A 25,177-nucleotide genomic window follows, 5' to 3' on the forward strand; every position below is an offset into this window, starting at 1 on the left:
AGGGATTACGGAAATGAGCATTCACGAGCGGATGCGCGCTCGACCGCCACGAGATTCCCGCGACCTCCGATATGACGGTCTTCGGGGTTCATGACCGATACATATTGCAAGGCGTTGACCATCCAGTTCGGATGTGCTTTTATGATCAAGCCGATCAGTGACGTGCCACGAACGGCCCGCCGGGAAGTCGCGAATTCCGGGACCACCGACGGCCTGAGAGCCGTCACGCAGATTGGGTTCCCATGGATGAGTTGAACGGGTTATCTCGTCGCGGCGTCATCAAGGCGGGGATCGGCGGTCTCGCCGCCCTGTCGTTACCCTCGGCACCCGCTGCGGCGTCCGCTCCGGACGACGGCGCAGGCGTCTCCTCCGTACCGGACAACGCGCTCCGCTTCACCGCCGGCACCAACGCCTCGGTGACCGTCTCGCCAACCGGCCGTCAGCTGATCGCCGAAGTGCAGGGCGTGTTATGGTCCATCCCCCGAGAGGGCGGGACGGCCAGAGCCCTGACCGACCCTGAGCTGGAGCCGACCCGGCCATCCTGGTCCCCGGACGGCTCACAGATCGCCTTCTGCGCGTTCAAGGGCGGCGGGTTCCACATCTGGACCATGGCACCGGACGGCTCCCGGCTCCGTCAGCTCACCTCCGGCCCCTGGGACGACCGGGGCGTTGCCTGGTCGCCCGACGGCACGCGCATCGCGTTCTCCTCAGAGCGCGGTGGCGACCCGGTGACCGGCGCCTCCTACGACATCTGGACCGTGGACGTGCGCTCCGGGGAACTGAAGCGCCTCACCGACGACACGGGCACGGAGGACTACGACCCCGCCTGGTACCCGGACGGCGGCGCGGTGCTGTTCGTCAGGGCGGGCACGCAGGGCGCGCGCACACTGGCCGCCGTCCCCGCCGCGGGCGGCGCGGTGTCGGTGGTACGCACAGTGGAGGCGGGGGTCCTCTCCGGACCGGCGATCTCCGCCGACGGCCGGGTGGCGTACGTGCAACTGGGCGAGGTCGTCCAGCCCGCCAACGCGCCGAGCTCGGTGCTGATGGTGGACGGCGCCCCGGTGAGCGACGGCGAGGACGTCTCGCCGCTCCCGCCCTGCTGGACGGCCGGCGGCGAGCTCCTGTACTTCGCCGACGGGCGGTTACGCTCCCGGCGCCCGGGAAGGTCGGCCCCGGGCGCCGCGCCGGAGTGGATCGCCTTCACCGCGTCGCTGGCCGTGCGGCGGCCGGCGTACCGCAAGAAGCGCCACGACTTCGACTCGACGGCGGCCCGCGAGGTGCGCGGGATCCACCTCCCGGTGCTCTCCCCCGACGGGAGATCGGTCGCGTTCGCCGCGCTCAACGCCCTGTGGCTGATGCCGATCGGCGGCCGTCCCCGCAAGCTCGTGCAAGGCAACCCCTCGGGCTATGTGCAGATGCCCTCCTTCGCGCCGGACGGGCACAGCGTGCTCTACTCCTACGAGGGCGAGGCGAACGGCAACGGCCTCATCAGCGTGCACCGCCACTGGCCGGCGGACGGCCGCGACGAGGTGCTGGCCGGCGGCGGGCGGCTGAACCCGGTGCTCTCCCCCGACGGCACGCGGCTGGCCTGCCAGGACTCCACCGGCAACCTCCTCGTCCGCGACCTCGCGACCGGGACGGAGAAGACGCTCGTCGCCCCACTCGGCGCCAATGGCCTTCCCGGACGCCCGACCTGGTCACCGGACGGCCGGTACATCGCGTTCTGCGACCGCAATCGGCTCAACCGGCGGTTCCGCGAGGGGTACAACCTCATCCGCGTCGTCGACGCCACCACGGGGGAGTGGGCGCTGCACCAGCCGATGCCGCACGCCTCGCTGTCCGACCGGGGCAACGCCGGCCCGGTGTGGGCGCCGGACGGCTCGGCCATGGCGTTCATCATGGACTCCGCGCTATGGGTGCTGCCGGTCGGCCCGGACGGCGCGCCCACCGGGGAGCCGCGCCGCCTCACCGACGAGGCGGCCGACCACCCGTCCTGGTCGGGCGACTCCCGCACCCTGCTGTACGAGTCGAGCGGCCGGCTCAGGCTCGTCGGCCGGGACGGCTCGGGCGTGCGCACCGTCCGCGTGCCGCTCACCTATGGCCGCCGCCTGCCGTCCCGCTCGGCCATCACCCGGGTGCACGCCGGGCGACTGTGGGACGGGACCGGCGAGACGGTCCGCGAGAACGTCGACATCGTCATCCGCGGCAACCGCGTCGTGGCCGTGGAGCCGCACCGCGCCGGAGGCGGGCGGGCCGGCGAGACGGTCCTGGACGCGTCCGGCTCCACCGTCATCCCGGGACTGTGGGATCCGCACACCCACCCCTGGCAGTACACCTACGGCGGCCGGCAGGCCACCTGCATGCTCGCCTACGGCGTCACCACCAATGTCTCACTGGGCGGCTTCGCGCACGAGGCGGTGCGGATCCGCGAATCGGTCGCCGCGGGTGAGATGGCCGGGCCGCGGCTGTTCGCCACGGGAGAGTTGATCGACGGCACCCGGGTCGCCTACAGCATGGGGCGGGCGCACCGGACCGCGGACGGGGTCCGGCGATCCCTGGAACGGGCGGTGGCCCTGGACTACGACTTCGTGAAGACCTACGTCCGTGCCCCCGCCGCGGTCATGCGGGAGGCGGCGCGCACCGCGCACGAGAAGCTGGGCGTGCCGTCCGGCAGCCACTTCCTCACCCCGGGCGTGAACGTCGGCCAGGACCTGACCAGCCACCTGCAGGCCACGCAGCGCTTCGAGTACGGGCGCGCCTACTCTCCGACCGGGCACTCCTACCAGGACGTCCTGGAGACCTACCGGCGCGGCATGCTGCAGATCATCGTCACGCCGTTCAGCGCGCTCTCGCTGCTCGGGGTGGACCCGGCACTCGCCACGGACCCGCGGGTCACCACCCTGCTGCCCCCGTGGGACAGCGCCATCGTGCGGAACTACGCGGCGACCCCGCCCACCGCGGCCGCGCTCCAGGCCATCGAACAGGAGACGGCGGTCTACCGGGCGATCATCGACGAGGGCGGCACGCTCGCCCTGGGCACCGATGCCCCTCTGACCCCCCTCGGGCTGCACATCCACCTCGGCCTGCGCGCCCTGCACCGCTACGCCGGTCTGTCCACCGCGCAGGCGTTGCGCACCGTGACCGTCGTCCCCGCCCGGATGTTCGGCGTCGCCGACGACCTCGGCACGCTCGAACCGGGCAAGCTGGCCGACCTGGCCGTGATCGACGGTGATCCGTTCGAGAACTTCGACGATCTGGTGCGCACTTCCTGGGTCATGCGGGACGGCATCGTGCACCGGCAGGAGGACCTGATCCGGGCGTTCACCGTGCCCACGGCGCAACAGGCCGCCGACCACACCGACTGGCTGGAGGTCGGCCGGCGGCTGCACCGCGAGGCCTGCTGCTCGGAGTACGCCTTCGGTCACTAGGGCCGCGTTACAACGCCGGCGGTGCGAGAGGGTCAGGGGATGAGGAGGGTCTTGCCGATGGTGGCGCGGGCTTCGATGGCCTGATGGGCCTTGGCCGCATCGGCCAGCGGGTGGGTCTGGCCGACGGTGGGGCGCAGCGTGCCCGCCGCCGCGCGGGCGAGCGCCTCCTCGGTGAACGCGCGCATGTCGGCCGCCGTGGGCGGCGCCGCGGCGATCACTTCCACTCCGTCCCCCGGCTGCGTCCAGGCACCGCCGGCCATGCCGTACACGCGGGCACGCCCACCGGGCCGCACGACGCTCATGGCCTCCGCCCCGGCGCGTCCGCCGACCCCGTCGAAGACCAGATCGACACCGGCGCCGCCGGTCAGCCCGGCCACCTCGCGCTCCCAGCCGGGGCGGGTGTAGTCGACGCAGGCGACCGCGCCGAGCGCGGTGACCTGCTCGCCCTTCCCGGGACCGGCCGCGCCGATCACCTTGGCCCCCGAACCGGACGCGAGCTGGACGAGCAGGGTGCCCACCCCGCCGCCGGCCGCCAGCACCAGCACCCACTCCCCCGGCTCGACCTGTGCCTGCCGGTGCAGCATGACCGCCGTACGGCCGTCGGCGAGCAGCGCCACCGCGTCGCGCAACGCCACCCCGTCCGGGACCACGACCGCGTCCTCCGCCCGCCCCAGGGCGAGTTCGGCGTACCCTCCGGCGCCGCCCGTGGTCGTCACCACGGTCGCACCGGCCAGGCCGGGGTCGACGCCCGCGCCCACCTGCCGCACCCGTCCGCCGACGCCGTTGCCGGGAATCCGGGGCAGCTCGGGCCGTCCCATGACCGGTGGCGCGTTCCCGGCCCGCACCTGCGTCTCGACGAACGTGATGCTCGCGTAGGCGACCTCGACGAGCACCTGCCCGGGGCCGGGAACCGGGTCCTCGACCTCCCGGAGCTCCAATACCTCCGGCCCGCCGAACCGCTCCATCACCACAGCGCGCACGATCGCCGTCTCCTCTCCAAGACCATCACCGCCACTCCGCGTCCCGGCGGCCGGCGCGGGCCCCCGCTTCCCCGCCGGCCGTGGGCCCGCACCGCCCCGGACCCACGACGGGCCGGGCGCTCGCGCCAGGATGCAAGGTGAAGTGGACTTCAGGTCAAGGCGGCCGGGACGCTCACCCCGCGGAGAGGGCCTCGTAGGCGGCGGTGACGATGGTGATGGCCCTGGTGTCGCCGAGGGTGTCGCCGGCCATCCGGTTCATCATGAACGCGACCGTCATGCGGGCGTCGAGGTCGTTCACCACCAGGGAACCGCCCCAGCCGCCCCAGAAGCAGGTGCGCGGGCCGGGGAACCCGCCGGTGTCGAGCCCGTACCCCATGCCGTAGCGCATCGGTGCGCCCAGCACCTCGTCGGTGCCGCGGAACTGCTCCTCGAAGACGCGCTCGCACCCCTCCGGGGACAGCAGCCGCACCCCCCGCGCCGTCCCGCCGCAGGCCAGCACCGACTGCACCTCGCCGACCGAGCGGGCGTTGCCGTGCCCGTTGGCGGCCGGGATCTCGGCGCGCCGCCACGGGAGGGTGTTGGCCTCCGCGGGGTTCAGCGGCGGGTTGGCGCGCTCCTCCCCGTTCGGCGGGGGCGGGACGATCTGGGCCACCCGGTGGTCGTGCTCGGCGGGCAGGCCGATGTGGAAGTCGGCGCCGAGCGGCCCGGCGACCTCCTCGGCGAAGAACGTGCCGAGCGTGCGGCCGGTGACACGGCGGACGACCTCGCCGACGAGGTAGCCCTGGGTAATGGCGTGGTAGCCGGCCCGGGTGCCCGGCTCCCAGCGCGGCGCCTGCGCGGCCAGCCGCGAGGTGGCCTTCTCCCAGTCGTACAGATCTTCGGCCGTCATCGGCTCGTCCCAGCCGGGCAGGCCGGCGGTGTGGGAGAGCAGGTGCCGGACCAGCACATCCTGCTTGCCCGCCGCCGCGAACTCGGGCCAGTACTTCGCGACCGGCGCGGCGAGGTCGAGGTCGCCCCGGTCGGCCAGGATGAGCGCGCACAAGGCGGTCATCGTCTTGGTGGTGGACCAGACGTTGGTGATGGTGTCGCGTTCCCAGGGGACGGTGCGCGCCTCGTCGGCGTACCCGCCCCAGATGTCGGCCACCGGCTCGCCGTCCAGGTGGACCGCCACCGAGGCGCCCAGGTCGTCGGCCAGGATGGCGGCAAGAGCCTCGCGCACGACCTCGAACCTGCCGGTGCACTCCCCGTGAATCTCAACCATGGGACGAACCTATCCCGGGCACCCCGCCCGGGACAGGCCGGGCCGTCGCCGGTGGGCGGCCTCAGGCGGGGTCGGGCGTGATGCCCTCGACGGTGGTGACCTCGTCGAGCCCGGAGATCGTCAGGACCGGGGCGAGCAGGGAGTTGGCGACGAGCCGGATGCGCGAGGCGTGGGAGAACAGGACGGTGAGGCCGGCACTGTCGAGGTAGTCCACCGCGCTCAGGTCGACCAGCAGGGAGGCCTCGCCGGCCGGCCTGCTGAGCGCGTCGTCCAGCACACCGGCGTTGCTCATGTCGATCTCACCGGTGACCACGAGGACCGGGGTGCCGTCGGGCCGCTCCGAGGCGACCAGGGTCAGTGGAGTGCTCACTTGCCGATCCTCGCATGCATGTCGACGATGGTCCCGGCGGCGCCGGGCTGGATGGTCACCTCGTGCATCAGAGCGCGCATGAGGGCGACGCCCCTGCCGCGATGAGCGTTGGCCTCGGGTTGCGGTGGCTTCCAGCGGCCGCTGTCGGCGACGGTCAGGCGCAGGTCGCCGGGAGTGGCGACCGCGCGCAGGCGGATCATGCGGCCGGGAGCGTGGCGGTGCCCGTGTTCGATGGCGTTCGCGCAGGCCTCCCCCGCAGCGACCAGGACGTTCTGGATCAGCGAGGGGGCGAGCTGGCACCGGGTCAGCCAGTCGCGCAGTGCGTTGCGCACGGGGGCGAGCTGGCTCGACTCGGCGGGGAAGGCGACCTCCAGCGGGGTCGGCTGGCGGTACAGCAGCAGGGCGACGTCGTCGTTGAAGCCGCCGTCCGGCGCCAGGAGGGTCATGACGTCGGCCGCGAGGTCCTCGATGGGAGTGGACCGGCCGGCCTGGACGGCGGCGCTGGCCTGCTCGATGCCGGCCGTGAGCGGGCGCCGGCGGCGTTCGACCAGGCCGTCGGTGTACAGCAGCAGGGTGGACAGGGCCGGCATGGTGCAGCTGCCTTCGGGCCGGGCATGGCCCGGCCGTACGGCCAGCGGGAGGGAGCGGCCGTCTTCCAGCAGCCGGGTGCTCCCGTCGGAGTGGGCGAGGATGCCCGGCGGGTGACCGGCGCTGGAGTAGACGAGGTCGCCGGTGGTGGTGTCCAGGACGCCGCAGAAGACGGTGGTGCACCTGGCGCCCGGGACGAGGGCGGCGAACCGGTCGAGCGCGGCCAGCACCTGGGCCGGGCCGGCGTCCTGCAGCAGCAGGGCGCGGCAGGCGCTGCGGAGCTGGCCCATGACGGCCGCCGCTTCCAGGCCGCGGCCCACGCAGTCGCCGACCACGATGCCGATGCGCTCGTCGCTCAGCGGCACGATGTCGTACCAGTCGCCGCCCACCTCCAGGGGGCGGGTGGCCGGTTCGTAACGTACGGCGAAGCCGTCGGGCAGCCGGGACGGGCCGAGGATGGCGCGCTGGAGTGCCACGGCGGCCTCGCGCTGCTGGTCGAGCTGGTGGACCCGGTGCAGGCCCTGGCCGAGGTGACCGGCGAGCAGCGCGAGCAGCGTCTGGTCCTCGCCGGTGAAGGGCCGGTTCTGGCCGAGGTCGATCCAGATGGCCAGCAGTCCCTCGGGATGCTCCAGGGTGACGCCGGCCCCGCCCGGCCCGGGGGCGACCGGGCGCAGTGGCGGCTGCCCGCGCAGGGCGGTCAGCCTCTCACGCGACTGTTCGGGCAGGTCCTGCCAGCCGCCGCCGGTGGGCGCGCACATGAGGTCCGGCGGGGTGTCGTCGCGCCAGACGGCGGCCATGACCCGGCGCGCCGCCCAGACCTCCTGGAACGCCTCCAGTGCCCCGCCGAGGGCGTCCGGCACGTCCTCCGCCTGCGAGACGCGCACGCTGAGCGCGGCCAGCGCGCTCTCGCGCTGCACGAGGTAGCGCTCGGCGGTGACGTCGCGCAGGGTGCCCACGATGTGACGCCGGCCGGTGTCGGGGTCGGTGACGTCGTTGAAGGTGACCGTGACCCAGACCCGGTGCCCGTCACGGTGGGTGACAGGGATGACGTGGCTTCCCCTGCCCTCCTCGACGAGCCCACTGAACGCCTCGGCGACCAGCGCATGCGCCTGCGGGTCGTCACTCTTGTCCGGCCACCAGGGGTGGATCGGGCTGTAGGGCAGGCCTTCGGGCCCGTAGCCGAGGATGTCGGCGAACGCGGAGTTGACCTCGATCACGGTGCCGTGCTCGTCGGTGAGGAAGAACGCCTCCTGCAGAGAGTCGATCATGGCGTTGCGCCACCGGGTGTGGTGGCTGCGCATCCGGGCCAGTTCCACGTTGGCCCGGGCCCGCGCCAGCAGCTCGGCGGCGGAGAACGGCTTGACCAGGTAGTCGTCCGCTCCCGCCTCCAGGCCCTCGATGGAGGCCTCCTGCCCGGCGCGGGCCGACAGCAGCAGCACGGGAACGCCCGCGGTGCGCGGATCGGCCCGCAGCGCCGCGACCAGGGCGAGGCCGTCCAGGCGGGGCATCATGACGTCGCTGACCACCAGGTCGGGAGCCTCCGCGCGGACGGCGTCCAGGGCCTGCAGCCCGTCGCTGACCGCGTCGACGCGATATCCGGCGCCCTTGAGCAGGCGCAGGAGGTACTCGCGCATGTCGGCGTTGTCGTCGGCGACCAGCACCCGGGCCGGCGTGCCGTCACCCGAGGCCGGCAAGCCCGCGCCGGTGGAGGCGTCGGCGGTGGCCGTCTCCCCGGCGGCCGTGCCGTCCTCGGGGAGCCAGCGCAGGGCCTCCTCGACGAAGGGGTCGGCGGTCGCCGAGACCGCCTCCGCCGATCCGGGCGGGACCAGGCTGCCGGCCGGGAGGTGAGCGGAGCCGAAGGGCAGGCGGATGGTGAAGGTCGTCCCCTCGTCCTGGACGCTCTCCGCCGTGATCGTTCCGCCGTGCAGGCCGACCAGCTCCTGTACCAGGGCCAGTCCGATGCCGCTGCCCTCGTTGGATCGCGACCGGGCGCTCTCGATGCGGTGGAACCGCTCGAACAGCCGCGGCACCTCTTCGGCCGGGACGCCGATGCCGGTGTCGGCGACGGTCACCACCGCGTGGCCGTCCCGCGCGCTCACGGTGACGCCGATCGATCCCTCGAAGGTGAACTTCAGCGCGTTGCTCAACAGGTTGAGCACTACCTTCTCCCACATGCCGCGGTCGAGGTAGACCGGCTCGGCCAGCGCGGGGCAGTCGACCTCGAAGACCAGGCCGGCCTTGTCGATCGCGGAGCGGAAGACGCTGGCCAGCTCGGCGGTCACCACGGCCAGATCGACCGGCTCGTAGCGGGCCTGCATGCGGCCGGCCTCGATGCGGGAGAAGTCGAGCAGGGTGTTGACGAGCTTGCCCAGGCGCAGCCCGTTGCGGTGGACGACCTCAAGATCCTGGCGCACCTGCCGGTCGGCGCCGGCCAGCGTGGTGCGCAGCTCCTGCACCGGCCCCATGATCAGCGTGAGGGGCGTGCGGAACTCGTGGCTGATGTTGGAGAAGAACACCGTCTTCGCGCGGTCCAGCTCGGCCAGTTCTTCCGCCCGCCGCTGCTGGGCCTGGTAGCTGCGGGCGCTCGCGACGCCGGCCGCGACGTGCCCGGCGGCCAGTTCGACGAACCCGCGGTAGCCCTGGTCCAGCGGCCGGTACCGGTTGAGCGCGGCCACCAGGAAGCCGTACGGCGCGCTGCCCTGCTGCAGCAGCGGCACCACCAGTGCCTGGGTGGGCGGCTCGGTCCAGTCGCCGTGCGGCAGTCCGGTGAACGCCGGGCCGTCCAGCGCCACCAGCACCGACTCGCCTCGGGCCAGCACCGTCACCGGCCAGACACCCTGCTCATCGCCGAGCGGGAGGCTGTGCGGCGCGGCCGGGTGCCCTGCGGTGATCCCGGTCGTCCCCGCCAGCCGTGCGCTGCCGTCGTCGAACAGGTAGGTCAGCGTGAACGGGAGGTCCTGCGGGTTGCGGCCGAGCTGCCGGCAGGCGAAGGCCAGCATCTCCTGCTCGGTGCGGACCACGCTGGGGTCGGAGCCGAGATCCCGCAGCGTCGCCATCCGGCGTTCGCCGATGACCCGCTCGGTGTCCTCGCTGACCACGCACAGCATGCCGACGACCGCCCCGCCGTCGTCGCGGAGCGGGCTGTAGGAGAAGGTGTGGTAGGTCTCCTCCGGGTAGCCGGCCCGTTCCAGGAACAGCCGCAGCGCCTCGTCCCAGGTCGCCTGGCCCGTGGCCAGGACGGCGTCGATGCGCGGGCCGATGTCGTTCCAGATCTCCGCCCACACCTCGCGGGCCGGCCGGCCCAGCGCCCAGGGGTACTTCCGGCCCAGGGTGTCGCGGCGGTAGGCGGCGTTGCAGAAGAAGGTCAGCTCCGGGCCCCAGGCCATCCACATGGGGAACCGGGAGGACAGCAGGATGCTCACCGCGGTCTGCAGGCTCTGCGGCCATCCGGCCGGCGGCCCCAGCGGGGTGGCCGGCCAGTCGACCTTCACCAGGTCGCGGCCGATCTCCTCGTCGACCCGGAATATCTCCGCCCCGGCCGCTGCCACGGGCCCGTACTCGGCGTCGTCACCGCGCGTCATTCGGCACCCTTTCGCTCGCGCCGGGCCTGCCCGCCCGTGCTGGGATCATCAAAAGTACCGTCGTCGCCCGCCACCCGGGCCCGGAAAGACGGCCGGCGCCGCCCGGTGAACCGCGCACACCCATGCCCGCCGGCGTCGCCGGGGCGCGCCGAAGCTCGTGCAAGGACATGGTCAACGGTACGTACAATAGGGCAACTGTTCCGGGGGCCTTGTGTCCGCCCCGCGCGGCAATCAGCAGCGAGGTGGAAGGAGCCTGACGTCAGCACCCCCGACGAAGCGCACCGGCTGGCCGCCGTCCGCCGCTACACGTTGCCGGACGCCCCTGGTGACGCCGCACTCGACCGGGTGGTCTCACTGGCCGCGCGGATCCTGCGGGTGCCCATCGCCACGGTGACCTTCGTGGACGACCAGTGGGTGCACTGCCGCGCCGCGCACGGGATGCCCGTGCCGCTCCGCCCTGCCAGGCGGGCCGTGAGCCTGTGCGCCGCGGCCATCGACGACGACGGTGCCTGCGTCGTCCCGGACACCATGGCCGACCCGCGCGGCACCGCCGACCCGATGGTCGGCGGCGACCCCGGCGTCCGCTTCTACGCGGCGGCCCCGATCATCACCGCGGACGGCCACCGCCTGGGCAGCGTCAACGTCATGGACACCCGTCCCCGGGAGGTGGACACCGAGGAGGTCAAGGCCCTGCAGGATCTGGCCGCCCTGGTGATGGGCGAGCTGGAGCTGCGGCTGGCCGCCTCGCGCATCGTCGCCGCCGAACGCGAGTTGCGGGCCGGCGCCGAACGCCTGGCCAGGACGCTGCAGCGCACGCTCCTGCCCCCGGCCCTGCCGCAGGTGCCGGGCCTGCGCGCGGCCGCGGCCTACCATCCGGTCTCCGCCGACGAGATCGGCGGCGACTTCTACGACCTGTTCCCGCTCGACGGCAACCGCTGGGGGTTCTTCCTGGGGGACGTCTGCGGCAAGGGCGCCGACGCGGCCGCCCTGACCTCTCTGGTCCGCTACACGCTGCGCGCCGCCGCCGTCTACGACCCGGACCCGTGCACGGTGCTGGCCAACCTGGACGCCGTCCTCCAGCAGGAGCACTCCGGCAGCGGCACGCCACCGCCCTACTGCACGGCCCTGTTCGGGGTTCTCACGCCCGACCCCGGCGGGTTCACCGTCACGCTCGCCGGCGGCGGGCATCCTCCCGCCATGGTCGTGCGGAAGGACGGCGGGGTCGAGGCCGTCCGCCCGGAGGGCGGGCAGCTGATCGGCATCCTGCGCGACCCGCACTTCGCGGAGGTGAGCACCCGCCTGGACGCCGGGGACGCGCTGCTGCTCTACACCGACGGCCTGACCGAGGCCCGCACCGCGACCGGGTCCATGCTGGACGAGGAAGGGCTGGCCGCCCATCTGGCGGCCGTCGCGCCCACCAGCGCCGACAACCTCCTCGCCATGGTGCATAAACTGATCGAGACCCTGGGCGAGGGCGTGTCCGATGACACGGCGGTGCTCGCCTTGTCCGTCCCCGTCCGTTAGACGGCCGTCCCTCTCAGGAGCCCTGGTGCGACATGACCACGGTCTGACCGTCACCCTCCGGCCGCACTCGACGCGTATCCAGGTGCTGGCCGTGGCCGGCGACCTCGATCACCACACCGCCCCCCGCCTGCGCGCGGCCCTGGAGGAGCTGACGCTCGCTCCCGGCGGCGCGCTGGTGATGGACCTGTCGGCGCTCACGTTCTGCGACTCCACCGGGATCTCGCTGCTGGTCGCGGCGCACCAGCGCGCCCAGGACGCCGGCGCCGCGCTGGCCCTGGCCGGGCTGCACAGCGACATCGCCCACGTCTTCACGATCATGGGTCTGGACCGGCTGTTCTCCTTCTACGAGAGCACCGAGAAGGCCATACCCGCTCTGCAGTGAGACCGCCGACCCGGCGGTGATCACGACGGCCGTGGACCGGCCGCCGTGATCGCGCACCATGCCGTGGACGCGAGCGGCCGGTCAGGCGGTCAGCGCCCGGCCGCCCTGGGCGGTGTCCTGATCGGCGCACAGGACGGCCAGTTCGTCCAGGGACATCCCCAGCGCCGCGGCCAGAGCGGCCACGGTGAAGAAGGCCGGGGTCGGCGCCCGGCCCGTCTCGATCTTGCGCAGCGTCTCGGCGGACACTCCCGCCGCCGCGGCGATCGCCACCATGCTGCGCTCGCCGCGCGCCTCGCGCAGCAGCGCGCCGAGCCGCTCGCCGCGCTCTCTCTCCCACCGGGTCAACGGAGTTCGCACCATGCCCGTTATAGTAATACCGGTATAAGAATTGGCCGCCCTCGGGCGGGGAACAGGGAGTACCGGAGTCATGGTGGAGATCAAGGACGACGCGGCGATGGACGCCATGCGCGAGGCCGGCCGGGTCGTGGGCCGGGCACTTGAGGCCGTGCGCGCGGCGGCGACCGTCGGAGTGTCACTGCTGGAACTGGACGAGGCGGCCCGCGCGGTGCTGGCCGAGGCCGGGGCGCGTTCGCCGTTCCTCGGCTACCGGCCGTCCTTCGCCCCCACGCCCTTCCCCGCGGTGATCTGCACCTCGGTGAACGACGCCATCGTGCACGGCATCCCCACCGGCTACCGGCTGCGTGACGGCGACCTGGTGAGCATCGATTGCGGCGCCGAGGTGGACGGCTGGACCGGCGACGCCGCGACCAGCTTCACCGTCGGCACGCCGCGTCCGGGCGACCTGGAGCTCATCGAGGCCACCCGGCGCGCCCTGGACGCCGGCATCGCCGCCGCCGTCGCGGGCAACCGCATCGGCGACATCTCGCACGCCATCGGCGCGGTGGCCCGCGAGGCCGGGTGCGGGATGCCCGCCGACTTCGGCGGGCACGGCATCGGCCGGCGCATGCACGAGGACCCGCCCGTGCCCAACCGGGGACGTCCCGGGCGCGGCTACCCGCTGCGCCATGGCCTCACCCTGGCCATCGAGCCCATGCTGATGAGCGGCGGAGCCGACGACTACCACAGCGCCGCCGACGGCTGGACCCTGCTCACGACCGACGGCAGCCGGGCCGCCCACATGGAGCACACCGTCGCCATCACCGAGGACGGCCCGCGCGTGCTCACCCTTCCCTGACCGGGAGGGCCGGGGCCGTGTCCGGCCCTCCCGGAGATTCGGGCGGGTGCGCGGCGGTCTTTCAGGTGGCGGACGCCAGGACCGCGGCCACGTAGCGCTCGGGCTCGGGGAGGGTGACCGGGTCCTCCTCGATCTCGACCTCCCCGTAGGCCGCGGCGAGGACGGCGCGGACGCCCCGGACGAGCACCCGGGCCAGCAGCGGCTCGACGACCCGGTCGTACATCGGCACCCCGAGGTCGAACCGCGCCTCGAAGAGGACCTCACAGGACGGCCGCGCCGCGGCCACGCCGTTCGGCGACACCCCGTTGCCGGAGACGGGCGCGGCGCCCGCGGGCGCGAACCCGTTGGCGGACACCGGGGCGGCGTCCCGCGACCCGGCACCGGTCGCCGCGAAGCGCCAGGTGCCGGAGTACCGGGCGAAGTCGCCCTCGACCTGCTCGAAGGCGATGCCCGGCGCCGCGGAGGAGGCGTCCGCCGCCGCGGCGGTCACCTGCTCGCGCTGGCGCCAGCGCACCGAACCGCCGCGGAAGGGCAGGGCCCATTCGCTCAGGCGGTCGCCGTCACGCCCCACTCCGGCCTGTCCGGCCGGGCTCACCGGACGGCCGGCCGCCGCCTCGGTGCCGGTGGGCGTCTCAACGTCCGTGGCCGCGGCATCGCCGGCTCCGGCGTCCGTGACCGCCAGGACACCGGCGGAGAGCACGTCACGCCAGGCGCCGTCCGCCAGGCGGGCGAGCGCGGCGCCGGCGTCGAGCGGGACGTGGGCCCGCACCCCTACTTTTCGCATGTCACGCTCCCCTTTCGCTTCCCGCCGGCCCCGCCGGCGCCGTGCCGTCACCGGATCCGCGTGAGACGCGGGGCGGGGTCATGGCGATGCCCTGCAGGTGGGTCGTGCGGATCATCATGTAGCTGGCCTCGCCGAACACACCGCTGGTGAGGCCGGTGCCACCGTGCGAGGGCATGTACGGGTAGAAGCCGCAGTGGGAGTCGTCGTTCACCTTCAGCACCCCGCCGTTGCGCACCTCGGTGACGAACCGCCCGGCCACCCGCTCGTCGGCGGTCCACAGCGAGTTGCGCAGGCCGTAGGCGTTGCCGTCGATGAACCGGAGCACCTCATCCAGCAGCCGCTCGTCCGAGACGCCCGGTTCGGGAACGACCACGGGCAGCAGCGGGAAGAAGGTCTCGCCGCGCACGGCCTCGACCTCGCGCGCGCCGGCCAGCCCGTCCACCCGTACCACGGTCGGCTCGATGAAGAACCCGGTGTCGGACGGGGTGCCGTCCACCTCCAGGCGCCGCCCGCCGCACACCAGCCGCGCCCCCTTGCGCAGCGCGTCCTGCAGGAAGGCGAAGTACCCGTCGGCGGCCAGGACGGGGGTGAGCACCACGCCCTCCTCCTCGGGGTAGCCGGGGCGGATGCGCGCGGCGGCGGCCTTCAGCCGCTCGATCAGTTCATCGGCGATGGCGGGGTGGGCGATGACCTGGTTGGGGATGTTGCAGATCTGGCCGGAGGCGTGGAACGCCTCGACCAGGGCGCCGGCGGCGAGGTCGAGGTCGGCGTCGCGCCAGACCACCGCGCAGTCGTTGCCGGCCAGCTCCAGGATCGGCTTCTTGCCGGCCGCGACGCAGTCGCGCTGGAACGCCATCCCCTTCTCGACGCCGCCGAAGTAGATGATGTCGTCGACGTGCTCGCTGCCGAGCCAGTCCTCCATCATCGGCGGCCCGCAGACCACGTTGAGGGTGCCGGGCGGGGCACCGACCTCCTCCAGCGCCGGGGCGATGATCTCCCGCAGGGCGTACATGACGCCGAAGGGGATGCTGCGCGGCGCGCGTACCACGACCGTGTTGCCCGACAGCAGGGCGGCCGCGCCGTAGATGCAGTTGGAGTGCGGCGCGTTCTGCGGCGGGGCGACGCACACGACGCCGTCGGCCTTGCGCCGCATCGAGATGCTCTTGCCGCCGTAGGAGAAGTCGCGTTGCAGCAGTTCCGCACACCAGCTCAGCGTCTCGGGGCTGAAGATGTGCGTCAGGCCGTCGATCTCCCACTCGGCCAGCGTCCGGGTGCGTCCCTCGGCGACCATGATGTCGACGAACGCGGGCCGGGTCTCGGCCAGCCGCTTGCGGATCAGCTCGCCGAGCCGCAGCCGCACCTCCAGCGGGCTGCTGCTCCACTCGCGCACCGCCCCGGCCGCCGCCGACAGGGCGGCCCGCACGGTGTCGGGGCCGGCGAGCGCGCACCGGCCGATGACCTCCGGCCCGGCCGAGGCCGGGTCGATCAGTCCGCGCTCCAGCATGCGCTTCAGGCGCAGGGCGCCGGGGGCGTCCCGCAGTATGGCGCGGGTCGACACGGCGTAGATGTGCTCGGCCGCGTCGATGTCGCGTCCTCCCACATAGGAGGCGTAGGTCGGCAAGGGGGCGTCAGGTGCACGCATCAGGCGGTCTCCGCTCGTCGAGAGGCGTCGGTGCCGTGCGCGGCGCGCCCGGCCGTGGGGCGCGCGCGGCGGCGGTCGGGACGGTCAGGGGGCGTGCTCGCGGCCGAGGAACTCCCGGGCGACGACGAGCTTGGTCGCGGCGGCGGTGCCGTCGGCGAGCTGCGTGCCGATCAGGTCGCGCAGCCGCCGGGCCACCGGCCCGTCCTCCGACCAGCCGTAGTGCCCCATGGTGATCAGTGCCTGGTGGGCGGCCTCGGCGGCCGTCTTGGGCGCCCACCACTTGGACATGCTCGCCTCGACCCGGTGCGGGAGCCCGGCGTCGTTGCGCCACAGCGCCTCGTAGGCGAGCAGGCGAGCGGCGTGCAGGTAGGTGGCGTGCTCGACCAGCGGGAACGTCAGCGCCTGGTTGGTGGTGAGCGGCCGGCCGAACGCCTCCCGGTCGCGGGCGTGCGCCAGCGCGGCCTCCACGGTCACGTTCGCGGCGCTCACGGCCATCAGGGCGATCAGCGCCCGCGAGTAGTCGAATCCCCGCATGCCCTGGGCGAAGCCGAGCCCGGTGCCGCCGACCACGTTCTCCGGGCCGACGCGCAGCCCGTCGAACACCATGTGGGCGCGGCCGCCGGTGCGGCTGCCCAGGCTCGGCAGCGTGGTCCGGGTGACGTGGGCGTCGTCCAGGCGGGTGTAGAAGGCGGTAACGCCGCGGGATCGCTCGGCCTTCTCGCCGGTGCGGGCGAAGACCAGGCCGTGGGTGGCGTACGCGCCGAGCATGATGGAGGTCTTCTCGCCCGACAGCCGCCAGCCGTCGCCGTCCGGCTCGGCGGCCAGCTCCAGGGCGGCGGCGTCGGTGCCGTGCCCGGGCTCGGTCATGCAGACGGCGACGATGGCGTCGCCGTGGGCGATGGACGGCAGCCAGCGCGCCTTGAGCTCCTCGCCGCCGCTCTGGTTGAGCACCCCGCCGACCAGGGCGGCGTTCAGTACCGGGTAGCAGGCGGTGATGTCGCCGCGCGCCAGCTCCTCCAGCGCGATGCCGGTGCTGACGGCGTCCAGGCCCATGCCGCCGTACTCGGCGGGGATGCGCAGTCCGAACAGGCCCTCGGCCGCCAGCTCGGCGAACAGCCCGGGCGCGAAACGTCCCTCGCGGTCGCTCTCGGCCGCGGCCGGGGCGAGCCGGTCGGCGACGTAGGCGCGGACCTTCTCGGCCAGCGCGTCCTGCTCAGGGGTGAAGAGAAAGTCCATGAGATCCTCACTCAGCCGTCGCGCCGGCCAGCCGGTCGCGGAGCACGAACTTCTGCACCTTGCCCGAGGGGGTCCTCGGCAGCGCGTCGAGGACCTCGACGCGCTCGGGCCAGTACTGCTTGGCCATGTCCAGCTCTGCCAGGTGGACGCGCAGGTCCTCAAGGGTCGGCGGGGTGCCGTCGGCGACGATGACGGCGCAGGCGCGCTCGCCGAACCGCTCGTCGGGGACGCCGACCACCGCGATGACGGCGCAGGCGCGCTCGCCGAACCGCTCGTCGGGGACGCCGACCACCGCGATGTCGCGGATCGCCGGGTGGCGCAGCAGCGCGGCCTCCACCTCGACCACCGGCACCTTCACCCCGCCGCGCGAGATGACGTCCTTGACCCGGCCGGCGATGCGGATGCCGCCGTACCCGTCGTCCCTGGCCAGGTCGCCGGTGTCGAACCACCCGTCCGGCGTGACCGACTCGGCGTACAGCTCCTCGCGCCGGTAGTAGCCCAGGCACTGGCTCGCGCCGCGCACCTGGAGCAGGCCGGTGCCGCCGGGGGGCACCGGTTCCCCGGTCTCCTCGTCCACGATGCGGACCTCCATGCCGGGCACCGGCACCCCGTCGCTCTCGGCGGCCCGCATCGGCGGGTCCTGCGGGCGGGTGATGGTGACCGCGCCGTTCTCGGTCATCCCCCACAGCGCGTACAGCCGGCAGCCCAGCACGTCGCGGGCCTGCTCGACCAGCACCGGCGGGATGGGGGCGCTGCCGGTGGCGAAGGATCGCAACGCCGACAGGTCCCGGGGGTTCTCCTGCTGGGCGCGGATGAGGTCCATCAGGAACGGCGGCGGCCCGTAGAAGAAGGTGACCCGCTCCTGTTCCATGACCCGCAGCATCAGATCGGGCTTCCAGGCGTCGATCTGCACGGCCGTGGCGCCCAGGATCAGCGGCATCAGGAAGTTCCAGGTGTAGCCCGCCTGCAGGGTGGTGGGCGAGCCCATGGCGGTGACCTCGTCCGACGTCAGGCCCAGCACCTCGATCTGCGCCCGGTTGAGCGCGCCGAGCGTGTTGTGGCTGTGCATGACGCCCTTGGGTTCACCAGTGGTGCCGGAGGTGAACATGACCTGCGCCAGGTCGTCGGGCCGGGCCTCGCGGGCGTCCAGCACGCCGGGGGCGACCTCCTGCTCCCACGCCCGGCCGAGCAGGTCGCGTTCGAAGTCGAGCACGTCGTCGCGGCCCTGCTCCACCGCCGGCACGCCGGGCGCGCCGAGCAGCACGCGGCGCTTCAGCGTCGGCACCTCGGCGGCGACCTCGGCCGCCATGCCGGCGAAGGAGAAGTCACGCACCTGGGCGGCGGCCACGTAGAGCGGGCTGCGGGTCAGCCGGGTCATGAACGCGACCTCGCGGCGGCGCATGATGGTCGCGACCGGCCCGGCGATCGCACCGACCCGGGCGCACGCGAGGGACAGCGCGACGAGCTGCCAGGAGTTCGGCAACTGGAGGGTCACCACGTCCCCGCGGCGCACGCCGAGGCCGTGCAGCGCCGCGGCCAGCCGCTCGACGCGGGCGGCCAGCTCGGTGTAGGTGAGACGGTCGGGTTCACGGCCGTCCACGTGCCGGCACACCACGGCCGTACGGTCGGGGAACCGCCGGACCGCGTCGCGCAGGTCGTCCATCGCGGTGCGGTCGTGCCACACCCCCTCGGCTCTGAAACGGTCGCCGGTCATTTCCAGCACCGGAGCCATTCTCCGCTCCCTTCCCTGGAGGCAGCCTGTCCACTGATCAGCCGGTCGGGCTTTCGCCCTCGATTCGTGTCACCGATTTCGGCGGGATTTCGCCGGCATAGCGCTGCGGCGCGTTCCCCCGCGGCTCGCCGGGTTCGGTTCATTCGCTCAGTACGGCATTTCACGGCCGGCGGGGGTGCGCAGATCCGATTGCTCGGCGCAGCGTTTCCTCGCGAGTTTCCCGGCGGCGCTTCTCGTGCAGCGGATCCGACGCATGCCGGTGCTCCCTCCGGTCGTTTCGACGTGGCACAAGTGTGCGCGGACGGCCCGCGGCGGGGCCACTGAGCGGGTCACCAGTGCGATGTGAAGGATTCACGCCGGGAAGATGAACGGTGAACTGGCCGCGCTCGCGCAGGTCGGGAACAATACGGTGCGCGGGATCGCCACCACCGGCCGGCGGAGTGCCGTCCCCGTCCGCGGGTAGGCGCCGGCCGAGGCGGCGAGAGCCGCCCGTGTTCCTGTGCCCCTCGACGGCCCGGAGGCTCTCATGGTGCAAGCGGAAACCGGCGCGGGCGCCCCCGTCGCCCACCGTCGCCTCGGCGCGCCCCCGGCCGCGGGCCGCGGCGGCCGGCCGGCCGAGAAGGCCGCGGCGGCGGCGCAGACGCGTGGCGGCGATCCCGCGCCAATCCTCGACCCGGCCCCCGAAACGGAGGCGGACGCACGGCCGGTTCCCCCCGCGGCCCCGGAACCCGGCACGGCGCCGGACGCGGGTGCGGACACCGGGCCGCGCGTGGGCTTCAAGAGCCACCTGCGCCCCGAGATCGTCCCCGGCGACGGCGTCTACCTGCTCTCGGCGCGCGGGACGACCGCGCTCTCGGGCAGGCCGGCCCAGGTGCTGGCCCCGCTGCTCGACGGCAGCCGCAGCCTGGCCGAGATCCGCCGGGAGGCCTCCCGCGAGCTGCCCCCGGAGCAGGTCGGCGCCGCGCTGGCCAGGATGGCCAAGGCCAACCTGGTCGGCTACCGCCGCGCGGACACCGGCGCGGACGCCGCCTCCGAGGCCTACTGGGACCTGGCCGGGCTCGACGGCGGCGCCGCCCCCGAGCGGCTCGCGCAGGCCGTGGTCGGCGTCCAGGCCCTCGGCCGGGTGGACGCCGGCCCGCTCGTGGCCGCCTGCGGCACGGCCGGCCTGACCGCCGTTCCGGTGACCGGGGCCGGCGACTCCAGTGAAGAGCTGCTGCTGGTGGTCTGCGACGACTACCTCGACCCGGCGCTGGCCGCGATCAACACGCGGCGGCTGGCCGACGGGCGTCCCTGGCTGCTGGTCAAGCCGGGCGGGGCGGACGTGTGGATCGGTCCGGTGTTCCGGCCGGGCGCGGGCCCGTGCTGGACCTGCCTGGAGCGGCGGCTTCGCGGCCACCGCCGCGCCGAGAGCTGCCTGTCGTCCGCCTCGGGCGTGCCCACGCCGCCGCCGGAGGCGTCCACCCCGATCACCCGCGGCCTGGGCATGCTGTCGGCCGCGCTGGAGGCCGCCAAGTGGCTGGCCGGGCACCGCCACGCCGGGCAGGACGCCGTGTGGACGCTGGACACCCTCACCATGGCCGGCCGGCACCACCCGCTGACCCGGCGCCCGCAGTGCCCCTCGTGCGGCGACCCGGGCCTGGTCGACCGGCAGGTGCGCCGCCCGGTGCGACCGGCCTCCCGCCCCAAGCAGGCGCGCGGCGGCACCGGCGAGCGGGCCCTTTCGGCGCAGCATGTCTGGGACCGCTACAGCGGGCTGGCCGACCCGGTCACCGGGATCACCGGCGCGATCCGCCGCGACCCGCGCAGTCCCGCCTTCCTGCAGTGCTACCTGGCCGGCCCCAACCTGGCGCTGCCGGTGGACAGCCTGTCGACGGCGCGGGCGGGTCTGCGGGCGCAGGCCGGCGGCAAGGGCGTCACCGACCTGGAGGCGCGGGTCAGCGCCCTGTGCGAGTCGGTGGAGCGCTACTGCGGCTCCCGGGCCGGCGACGAGCCGGTGGTGGTGGACACCTACCGGGGGCTGGGCGAGGCGGCCGTGCATCCGGACTCCTGCCAGCTGTTCCACCCGCGCCAGTTCCGCGACCGCGAACGGTGGAACGCCGCGCACCCGCCGTTCCAGCACGTGCCGGCGCCGTTCGACGACGGCGTGCCGCTGGAGTGGACGCCGGTGTGGTCGCTCACCGCGTCCCGGCACCGCTACCTGCCCACCGACCTGCTGTACTACCGCCCCTTCGACCGGGGCGGCTCCTGCCCGGTGCGCGCCGACTCCAACGGCGCGGCGGCGGGCGCGAGCCTCGAGGACGCCATCCTGCAGGGGTTTTTCGAACTGGTCGAACGCGACGCCGTGGCGCTGTGGTGGTACAACCGCACCCGCCAGCCGGGGGTGGCGCTGGACTCCTTCGCCGACCCGTGGGTGGAGCAGGTGCGGCAGGGCCTCGCCGCCCTCGGGCGCGAGACCTGGGCGCTGGACCTCACCTCCGACCTCGGCATCCCGGTCTTCGCCGCCGTCTCACGGCGCGCCGGCGGCCCGGCCGAGGACATCATGTTCGGCTTCGGCGCGCACTTCGACCCGGCGGTGGCGCTGCGCCGCGCGATGGCCGAGCTGGGCCAGCTCCTGCCGGTCACCCTCGGCGCGGCGGGGGACGGCACCGGGTACGCCACCAGCGACCCGACGCTGCTGTCCTGGTGGACGCGGGCGACCATCGCCACCCACCCCTACCTGGCGCCCGGCCCCGGCCTGCCGGAGACGACGGCGGCCGGCCATCCGTACACCCCGCGCGGAGACCTGCGCGAGGACATCGCGCACATCACCGCGCTGGCCCGTGCCAAGAACCTGGAGGTTCTCGTGCTCGACCAGACCCGGCCGGACGTGGGGATGCCCGTGGTGAAGGTCGTCGTGCCCGGGCTGCGCCACTTCTGGGCGAGGTTCGCCCCCGGACGCCTGTACGACGTCCCGGTCGAGCTCGGCCGCCTGGACGCGCCGACGCCGTACCAGGATCTCAACCCCGTCCCGTTCTTCCTGTGACGGCGTGCCCGCCGTGAGAGACATCAGGAGAAGCCCCGTGTCACCACCTCCAGACCAGGACGACGCCCCCGGAGGGCGCTTTCTGCTGTGGTCACTGCGCGAGGACGTGCACGTGGAGGCCGACGCCGGCAAGGGTGCGGTGATCCTGCACAGCCGCTGGGGCGACGAGAGCGTGCCGCATCCGGCTCCCCAGGTGGTGGACGCGTTGCGCCGCATGAGCCTCGGCCCGGTCTCGCTGGAGAACGCCGTCACCGACCCCGCCGGCCGCGCCGAACTCGACCGGCTGCTCGGCCGGCTGCAGCACCTGGTGGTCCGCTCGCTCGGGCTGGACCAGGAACGCGCGCTGCTGTCGGTGGTACCGCTGAGCCGGCAGGCCCGCTTCGAGCCGGCGCGGCTGTCTCCGGTGCGGGCCCTGCGCATGTCCCGGTTCGCCGTGCTGCACGCCGAGGACGGCGCCTACAGCCTGGAGTCGCCGCTGTCGCTGCACCGGGTGGTCCTGCACCGGGCCGAGGCGATGTGGCTGATCGGGACGCTGAGTCGCGCGACCACTCCGGCCGCGGTGCTCGACGGGCTGCCCTCCCCCATGCCGGCCGGCGAGGCGCTCGGCTACCTGGTGGCGACCGGCATGGTGGTGCAGGCCGAGCCCGGCGGCTCGGCACGCGCGCCGGTGTTCGCCGAGGACACCGACCCCGCCCTGGTCACCTGGCTGCCGCAGGATCTGATGTTCCACACGCGGTCCACCCTCGGCCGGCACGACCGTGACTTCGGCGCGACCTATCCGATGGGCGAGCGGTGGACGGTCGAGCCGGTCACCAAGCCGGCCACCGAGGGCGGGTACGTGCCGCTGCCCCGGCCGTCCTGGAACCGGCTCATCGCCTCCGATCCGCCGCTCACCGCCGCGATCGAGGGCCACCGGCCGACGCGGCGCTTCGCCCGCGAGCCGCTCACGGCGCGCCAGCTCGGCGAGGTGCTCTACCGGACGGCCCGGGTGCGCTCGCTCGTCGGCTCGGCCGGTGGCCTCACGGGCGGCCTGGCGAGCGACCGCCCGTACGCGAGCACGGGGTCGGCGTACGAGCTGGAGCTGTACGCGGCGGTCCGCGGCTGTCCCGACATCACCGACGGGATGTACCACTACGACCCGCTCGGGCACCGGCTGGAGCCCATCGACATGGACGCCGTCGATCTGTGCGAGCTGGTCGAACGTGGACGCACCTCGGCGGGCCTGGCGACCGCGCCGCCGGTGCTGATCCTGGTCACCGCGCGGTTCCGCCGCGTGTCGTGGAAGTACACCGGGCCCGGCTACGCGCTGATCCTGAAGAACACGGGGGCGCTGGTCCAGACGCTGTACCTGGTCAGCGCGGCGATGGGCCTGACGGGATGCGCCCTGGACGCCGCGGACATCGAGGTGACGACCCGGGCGCTCGGCACCGACTGGCGCACCGAGTCGTGCGTCAGCGGGTTCGCGCTCGGCCACGGGGACGAGGAGCCCGCCGGGCCGCCCGCCGGACGGCGGCCGGCGAACGACGCGGCCTGGGGCGAGCTCGCCACGGAACTGCTTCCCAAACCCTCCGCCTGATCCACGCGCGCCCCGTCCGCGACCGCTCGCCGTCCTGAGCCGCTCGCCACCTTGCACACGGGTGCGCGCCGGTGCACGGGCCCGCGCGCCTCGGCCGAACGCCCGGGTGACTGTTCTGCGCGCGCCTGTCCCGGTGCAGCAGAGGCCCCGGGCACCGAGGGGCGCCCAGGTACACGCACGGGACGCCCTGCGCCGCCACGGCGGCGATGGGCCCCAGCACGGCCTGTGAGGAGTGCATGCCCGGCCGTGGTTCGACGGGGCGCCAAGGCCCGGTGGAAGCCGCGGCACGTGGCGTCGAGGGGCCCGGAGGACGGACACACCCCGGATGCGGACCGGCGAAACCCCGCAGGCCGCAAGGGCCGCCCCCTGCTCACAAGGGGCCGGCCCCGGTCGTGGCGCGGAGCGCCACGACCGGGGCCATCGGCCACGCCCTGGCGTCTCCCCTGGTGGGGAAGGCGCGATGATCAGATGACGCCCCGGCCATGCCACGAGCGAATTTCGGTCGGCACCAAATCATTCCACGGACCGCAGGAATAACCGCCGTGAGGAATTCATGAGGGGTTTGTGATACCCGTACTTCCGCCACCGGCATTCACCCCGCACAATTAAGAACAGCTCGGACACCGCACCAGAACAGGAGAAGGCCATGTCGATCCGCACCCTCGACAATGACACGCACTTCACGGCCGTCGTGGCCGGTTGCTGGCCGGAGTCGCAGATCGCAGCGCTGCTCGAAAGCGGCACGGCCGCGGCGCCCACCGGGTCCGGTATTCTCGCCGAGCACCTGGAAAACGACCTGAAATTGCGGGTGGACGTGGACTTCGAGATGCTCATCGAGGAGCTGGACGGGTCCAACCCGTCCTACGCGCTGCCGACCTACACCACCTGAAACCGGTGTCCGGCCGGAACCACCGATCGGGTTTCCTCCCGAGACCGCACGATGCCCGTACCGCACCTCCCCCGTTCGACACTTCGCCGCCGCACCACGACGCACAGCGGGTCACCCCGCCCGCACCTGGACGGCCCCGGGAACCTCTCGGCCGGCACACCCGCCAGGCGGACCTCCGTCCAGCGGTCACGGCCGCCGGCCTGATCCCGTCCCGCCACCGGTCCGCGCCCGGCACCGGTGAACGGCGGCTCCCGTCCCCCCGTACAATCCCTCCTGAGACCCTGATCACGGCGCGCACCATCCCTGGCCCCCTCATCACGGCGGGCACATGGGAGCGCTCCCAGTCCTCGCCCCTCCGGAGCGGGAGTCAATGGAAAGCGAAGTGTCGAACGGGCTTCCACCCAAGCGGCCGTGGTGGACACGGCGAGCCGCACCAACATGGACGCCTCCCGGCGAGGTGGAGGGCGAGCCATGGACTCCCCAGGTGGTGCTGCCCATCACCTTGGTCATGCTGGCCGGGTTCGCGCTGACGACGATCATCAACGTCCTGCTGACCGATCCGGACCCGGCCCGGCTCCTCGGCTTCGCCGTCTGTCTTCCGGTGGTCTTCACCCTCCAGCTCGCCCACTCGCTGGCCGGCCCCCGATATTGGCCGGCCCGCGTCAGGACCATCACCCTGTCGGTCCAGTGCCTGGCGACCTACCTGCCGTTCACCTGGCTCGGCAGCGCGTGGGGGTCGATGGTGGGGCTGCTGGCCGGATCCGTGCTGCTCACGGTGCCCGGCCCCGGGCGCTGGGCCCTGTACGCGGCCAGCGGCGCGGCGATCCAGCCGCTGCTCGCCGCCCAGGGGGTGCCCCCGATCGGCCTGATCTACGGAGTCGGCTTCACGCTGCTCACCGGCCTGGTGGTCTACGGGATGAGTTCGCTGTCGACGCTGGTGGCCGAACTGTACGCCGCCCGCGGCAAACTCGCCCGCATGGCCGTCAC

17 protein-coding genes are annotated in these 25,177 nt (G+C 73.7%); 8 read left to right on the forward strand and 9 right to left on the reverse strand.

Going from position 1 to position 25,177, the window contains the following annotated elements; genetic code table 11:
• Positions 1-242: 242 nt before the first annotated feature.
• The gene (locus tag IEY93_RS27240; protein WP_189165979.1) at positions 243-3,428 is read left to right on the forward strand and encodes an amidohydrolase family protein; all 3,186 of its coding nucleotides are present in this window, start codon (positions 243-245) and stop codon (positions 3,426-3,428) included.
• Positions 3,429-3,460: 32 nt separating this feature from the next.
• Here the strand turns inward: IEY93_RS27240 and IEY93_RS27245 are convergent, their stop codons facing one another.
• The 4 genes from IEY93_RS27245 to IEY93_RS27260 all read right to left on the reverse strand — a co-directional run bounded on the left by IEY93_RS27245 (position 3,461) and on the right by IEY93_RS27260 (position 10,208).
• Positions 3,461-4,408, reverse strand: a complete 948-nt coding sequence (locus tag IEY93_RS27245; protein WP_189165980.1) for a zinc-binding dehydrogenase — start codon at positions 4,406-4,408, stop codon at positions 3,461-3,463.
• A 172-nt stretch (positions 4,409-4,580) separates the two neighbouring features.
• On the reverse strand, positions 4,581-5,669 hold the full coding sequence (locus IEY93_RS27250) for a serine hydrolase domain-containing protein (protein ID WP_189165981.1): 1,089 nt from the start codon (positions 5,667-5,669) through the stop codon (positions 4,581-4,583).
• 61 nt (positions 5,670-5,730) lie between these two features.
• The gene (locus tag IEY93_RS27255; protein WP_189165982.1) at positions 5,731-6,039 is read right to left on the reverse strand and encodes an STAS domain-containing protein; all 309 of its coding nucleotides are present in this window, start codon (positions 6,037-6,039) and stop codon (positions 5,731-5,733) included.
• Positions 6,036-10,208, reverse strand: coding sequence for a SpoIIE family protein phosphatase (locus tag IEY93_RS27260; RefSeq protein ID WP_189165983.1), 4,173 nt, complete (start codon positions 10,206-10,208; stop codon positions 6,036-6,038). The genes IEY93_RS27255 and IEY93_RS27260 overlap by 4 nt, the downstream gene beginning before the upstream one ends.
• A 309-nt stretch (positions 10,209-10,517) precedes the next feature.
• Here IEY93_RS27260 and IEY93_RS27265 point away from each other — a divergent pair, with 309 nt between their 5' ends.
• On the forward strand, positions 10,518-11,732 hold the full coding sequence (locus IEY93_RS27265; RefSeq protein ID WP_203968717.1) for a PP2C family protein-serine/threonine phosphatase: 1,215 nt from the start codon (positions 10,518-10,520) through the stop codon (positions 11,730-11,732).
• A gap of 25 nt (positions 11,733-11,757) precedes the next feature.
• Positions 11,758-12,114: an STAS domain-containing protein gene (locus IEY93_RS27270; protein WP_229691519.1), complete on the forward strand. Its 357-nt coding sequence runs from the start codon at positions 11,758-11,760 to the stop codon at positions 12,112-12,114.
• Between the two features lie 81 nt (positions 12,115-12,195).
• On the opposite strand, the gene IEY93_RS27275 is transcribed toward IEY93_RS27270, so the two are convergent.
• Positions 12,196-12,474, reverse strand: a complete 279-nt coding sequence (locus tag IEY93_RS27275) for a helix-turn-helix domain-containing protein (RefSeq protein ID WP_189165985.1) — start codon at positions 12,472-12,474, stop codon at positions 12,196-12,198.
• A 67-nt stretch (positions 12,475-12,541) separates the two neighbouring features.
• Between IEY93_RS27275 and map the strand changes: the two genes are divergently transcribed.
• Positions 12,542-13,309 carry a type I methionyl aminopeptidase gene (map, locus tag IEY93_RS27280; protein ID WP_189165986.1) on the forward strand — a complete coding sequence of 256 codons (768 nt, stop codon included), beginning with the start codon at positions 12,542-12,544 and terminating at the stop codon, positions 13,307-13,309.
• A gap of 61 nt (positions 13,310-13,370) precedes the next feature.
• On the opposite strand, the gene IEY93_RS27285 is transcribed toward map, so the two are convergent.
• The 4 genes from IEY93_RS27285 to IEY93_RS27300 form a co-directional block, all read right to left on the reverse strand.
• A complete protein-coding gene (locus tag IEY93_RS27285) occupies positions 13,371-14,093 on the reverse strand; it encodes an SRPBCC family protein (protein ID WP_189165987.1) in 723 nt (240 codons plus the stop codon).
• Position 14,094: 1 nt separating this feature from the next.
• Positions 14,095-15,735: an aldehyde dehydrogenase family protein gene (locus tag IEY93_RS27290; RefSeq protein ID WP_189165988.1), complete on the reverse strand. Its 1,641-nt coding sequence runs from the start codon at positions 15,733-15,735 to the stop codon at positions 14,095-14,097.
• An 84-nt stretch (positions 15,736-15,819) separates the two neighbouring features.
• The gene (locus tag IEY93_RS27295) at positions 15,820-16,971 is read right to left on the reverse strand and encodes an acyl-CoA dehydrogenase family protein (RefSeq protein ID WP_189165989.1); all 1,152 of its coding nucleotides are present in this window, start codon (positions 16,969-16,971) and stop codon (positions 15,820-15,822) included.
• A 7-nt stretch (positions 16,972-16,978) separates the two neighbouring features.
• Positions 16,979-18,703: an AMP-binding protein gene (locus tag IEY93_RS27300; protein WP_189165990.1), complete on the reverse strand. Its 1,725-nt coding sequence runs from the start codon at positions 18,701-18,703 to the stop codon at positions 16,979-16,981.
• A gap of 526 nt (positions 18,704-19,229) precedes the next feature.
• Here IEY93_RS27300 and IEY93_RS27305 point away from each other — a divergent pair.
• The 4 genes from IEY93_RS27305 to IEY93_RS27320 all read left to right on the forward strand — a co-directional run.
• A complete protein-coding gene (locus tag IEY93_RS27305) occupies positions 19,230-21,725 on the forward strand; it encodes a TOMM precursor leader peptide-binding protein (RefSeq protein ID WP_189165991.1) in 2,496 nt (831 codons plus the stop codon).
• A gap of 37 nt (positions 21,726-21,762) precedes the next feature.
• Positions 21,763-23,301, forward strand: a complete 1,539-nt coding sequence (locus tag IEY93_RS27310) for a SagB family peptide dehydrogenase (protein WP_189165992.1) — start codon at positions 21,763-21,765, stop codon at positions 23,299-23,301.
• Between the two features lie 646 nt (positions 23,302-23,947).
• Complete coding sequence (locus IEY93_RS27315; protein ID WP_189165993.1) at positions 23,948-24,190, forward strand: hypothetical protein; 243 nt, start codon at positions 23,948-23,950, stop codon at positions 24,188-24,190.
• Between the two features lie 484 nt (positions 24,191-24,674).
• A partial coding sequence (locus IEY93_RS27320; protein ID WP_229691520.1) for a hypothetical protein occupies positions 24,675-25,177 on the forward strand: 503 nt, incomplete at its 3' end.

This window comes from Sphaerisporangium melleum (assembly GCF_014646695.1).
GTDB lineage: Bacteria > Actinomycetota > Actinomycetes > Streptosporangiales > Streptosporangiaceae > Sphaerisporangium > Sphaerisporangium melleum.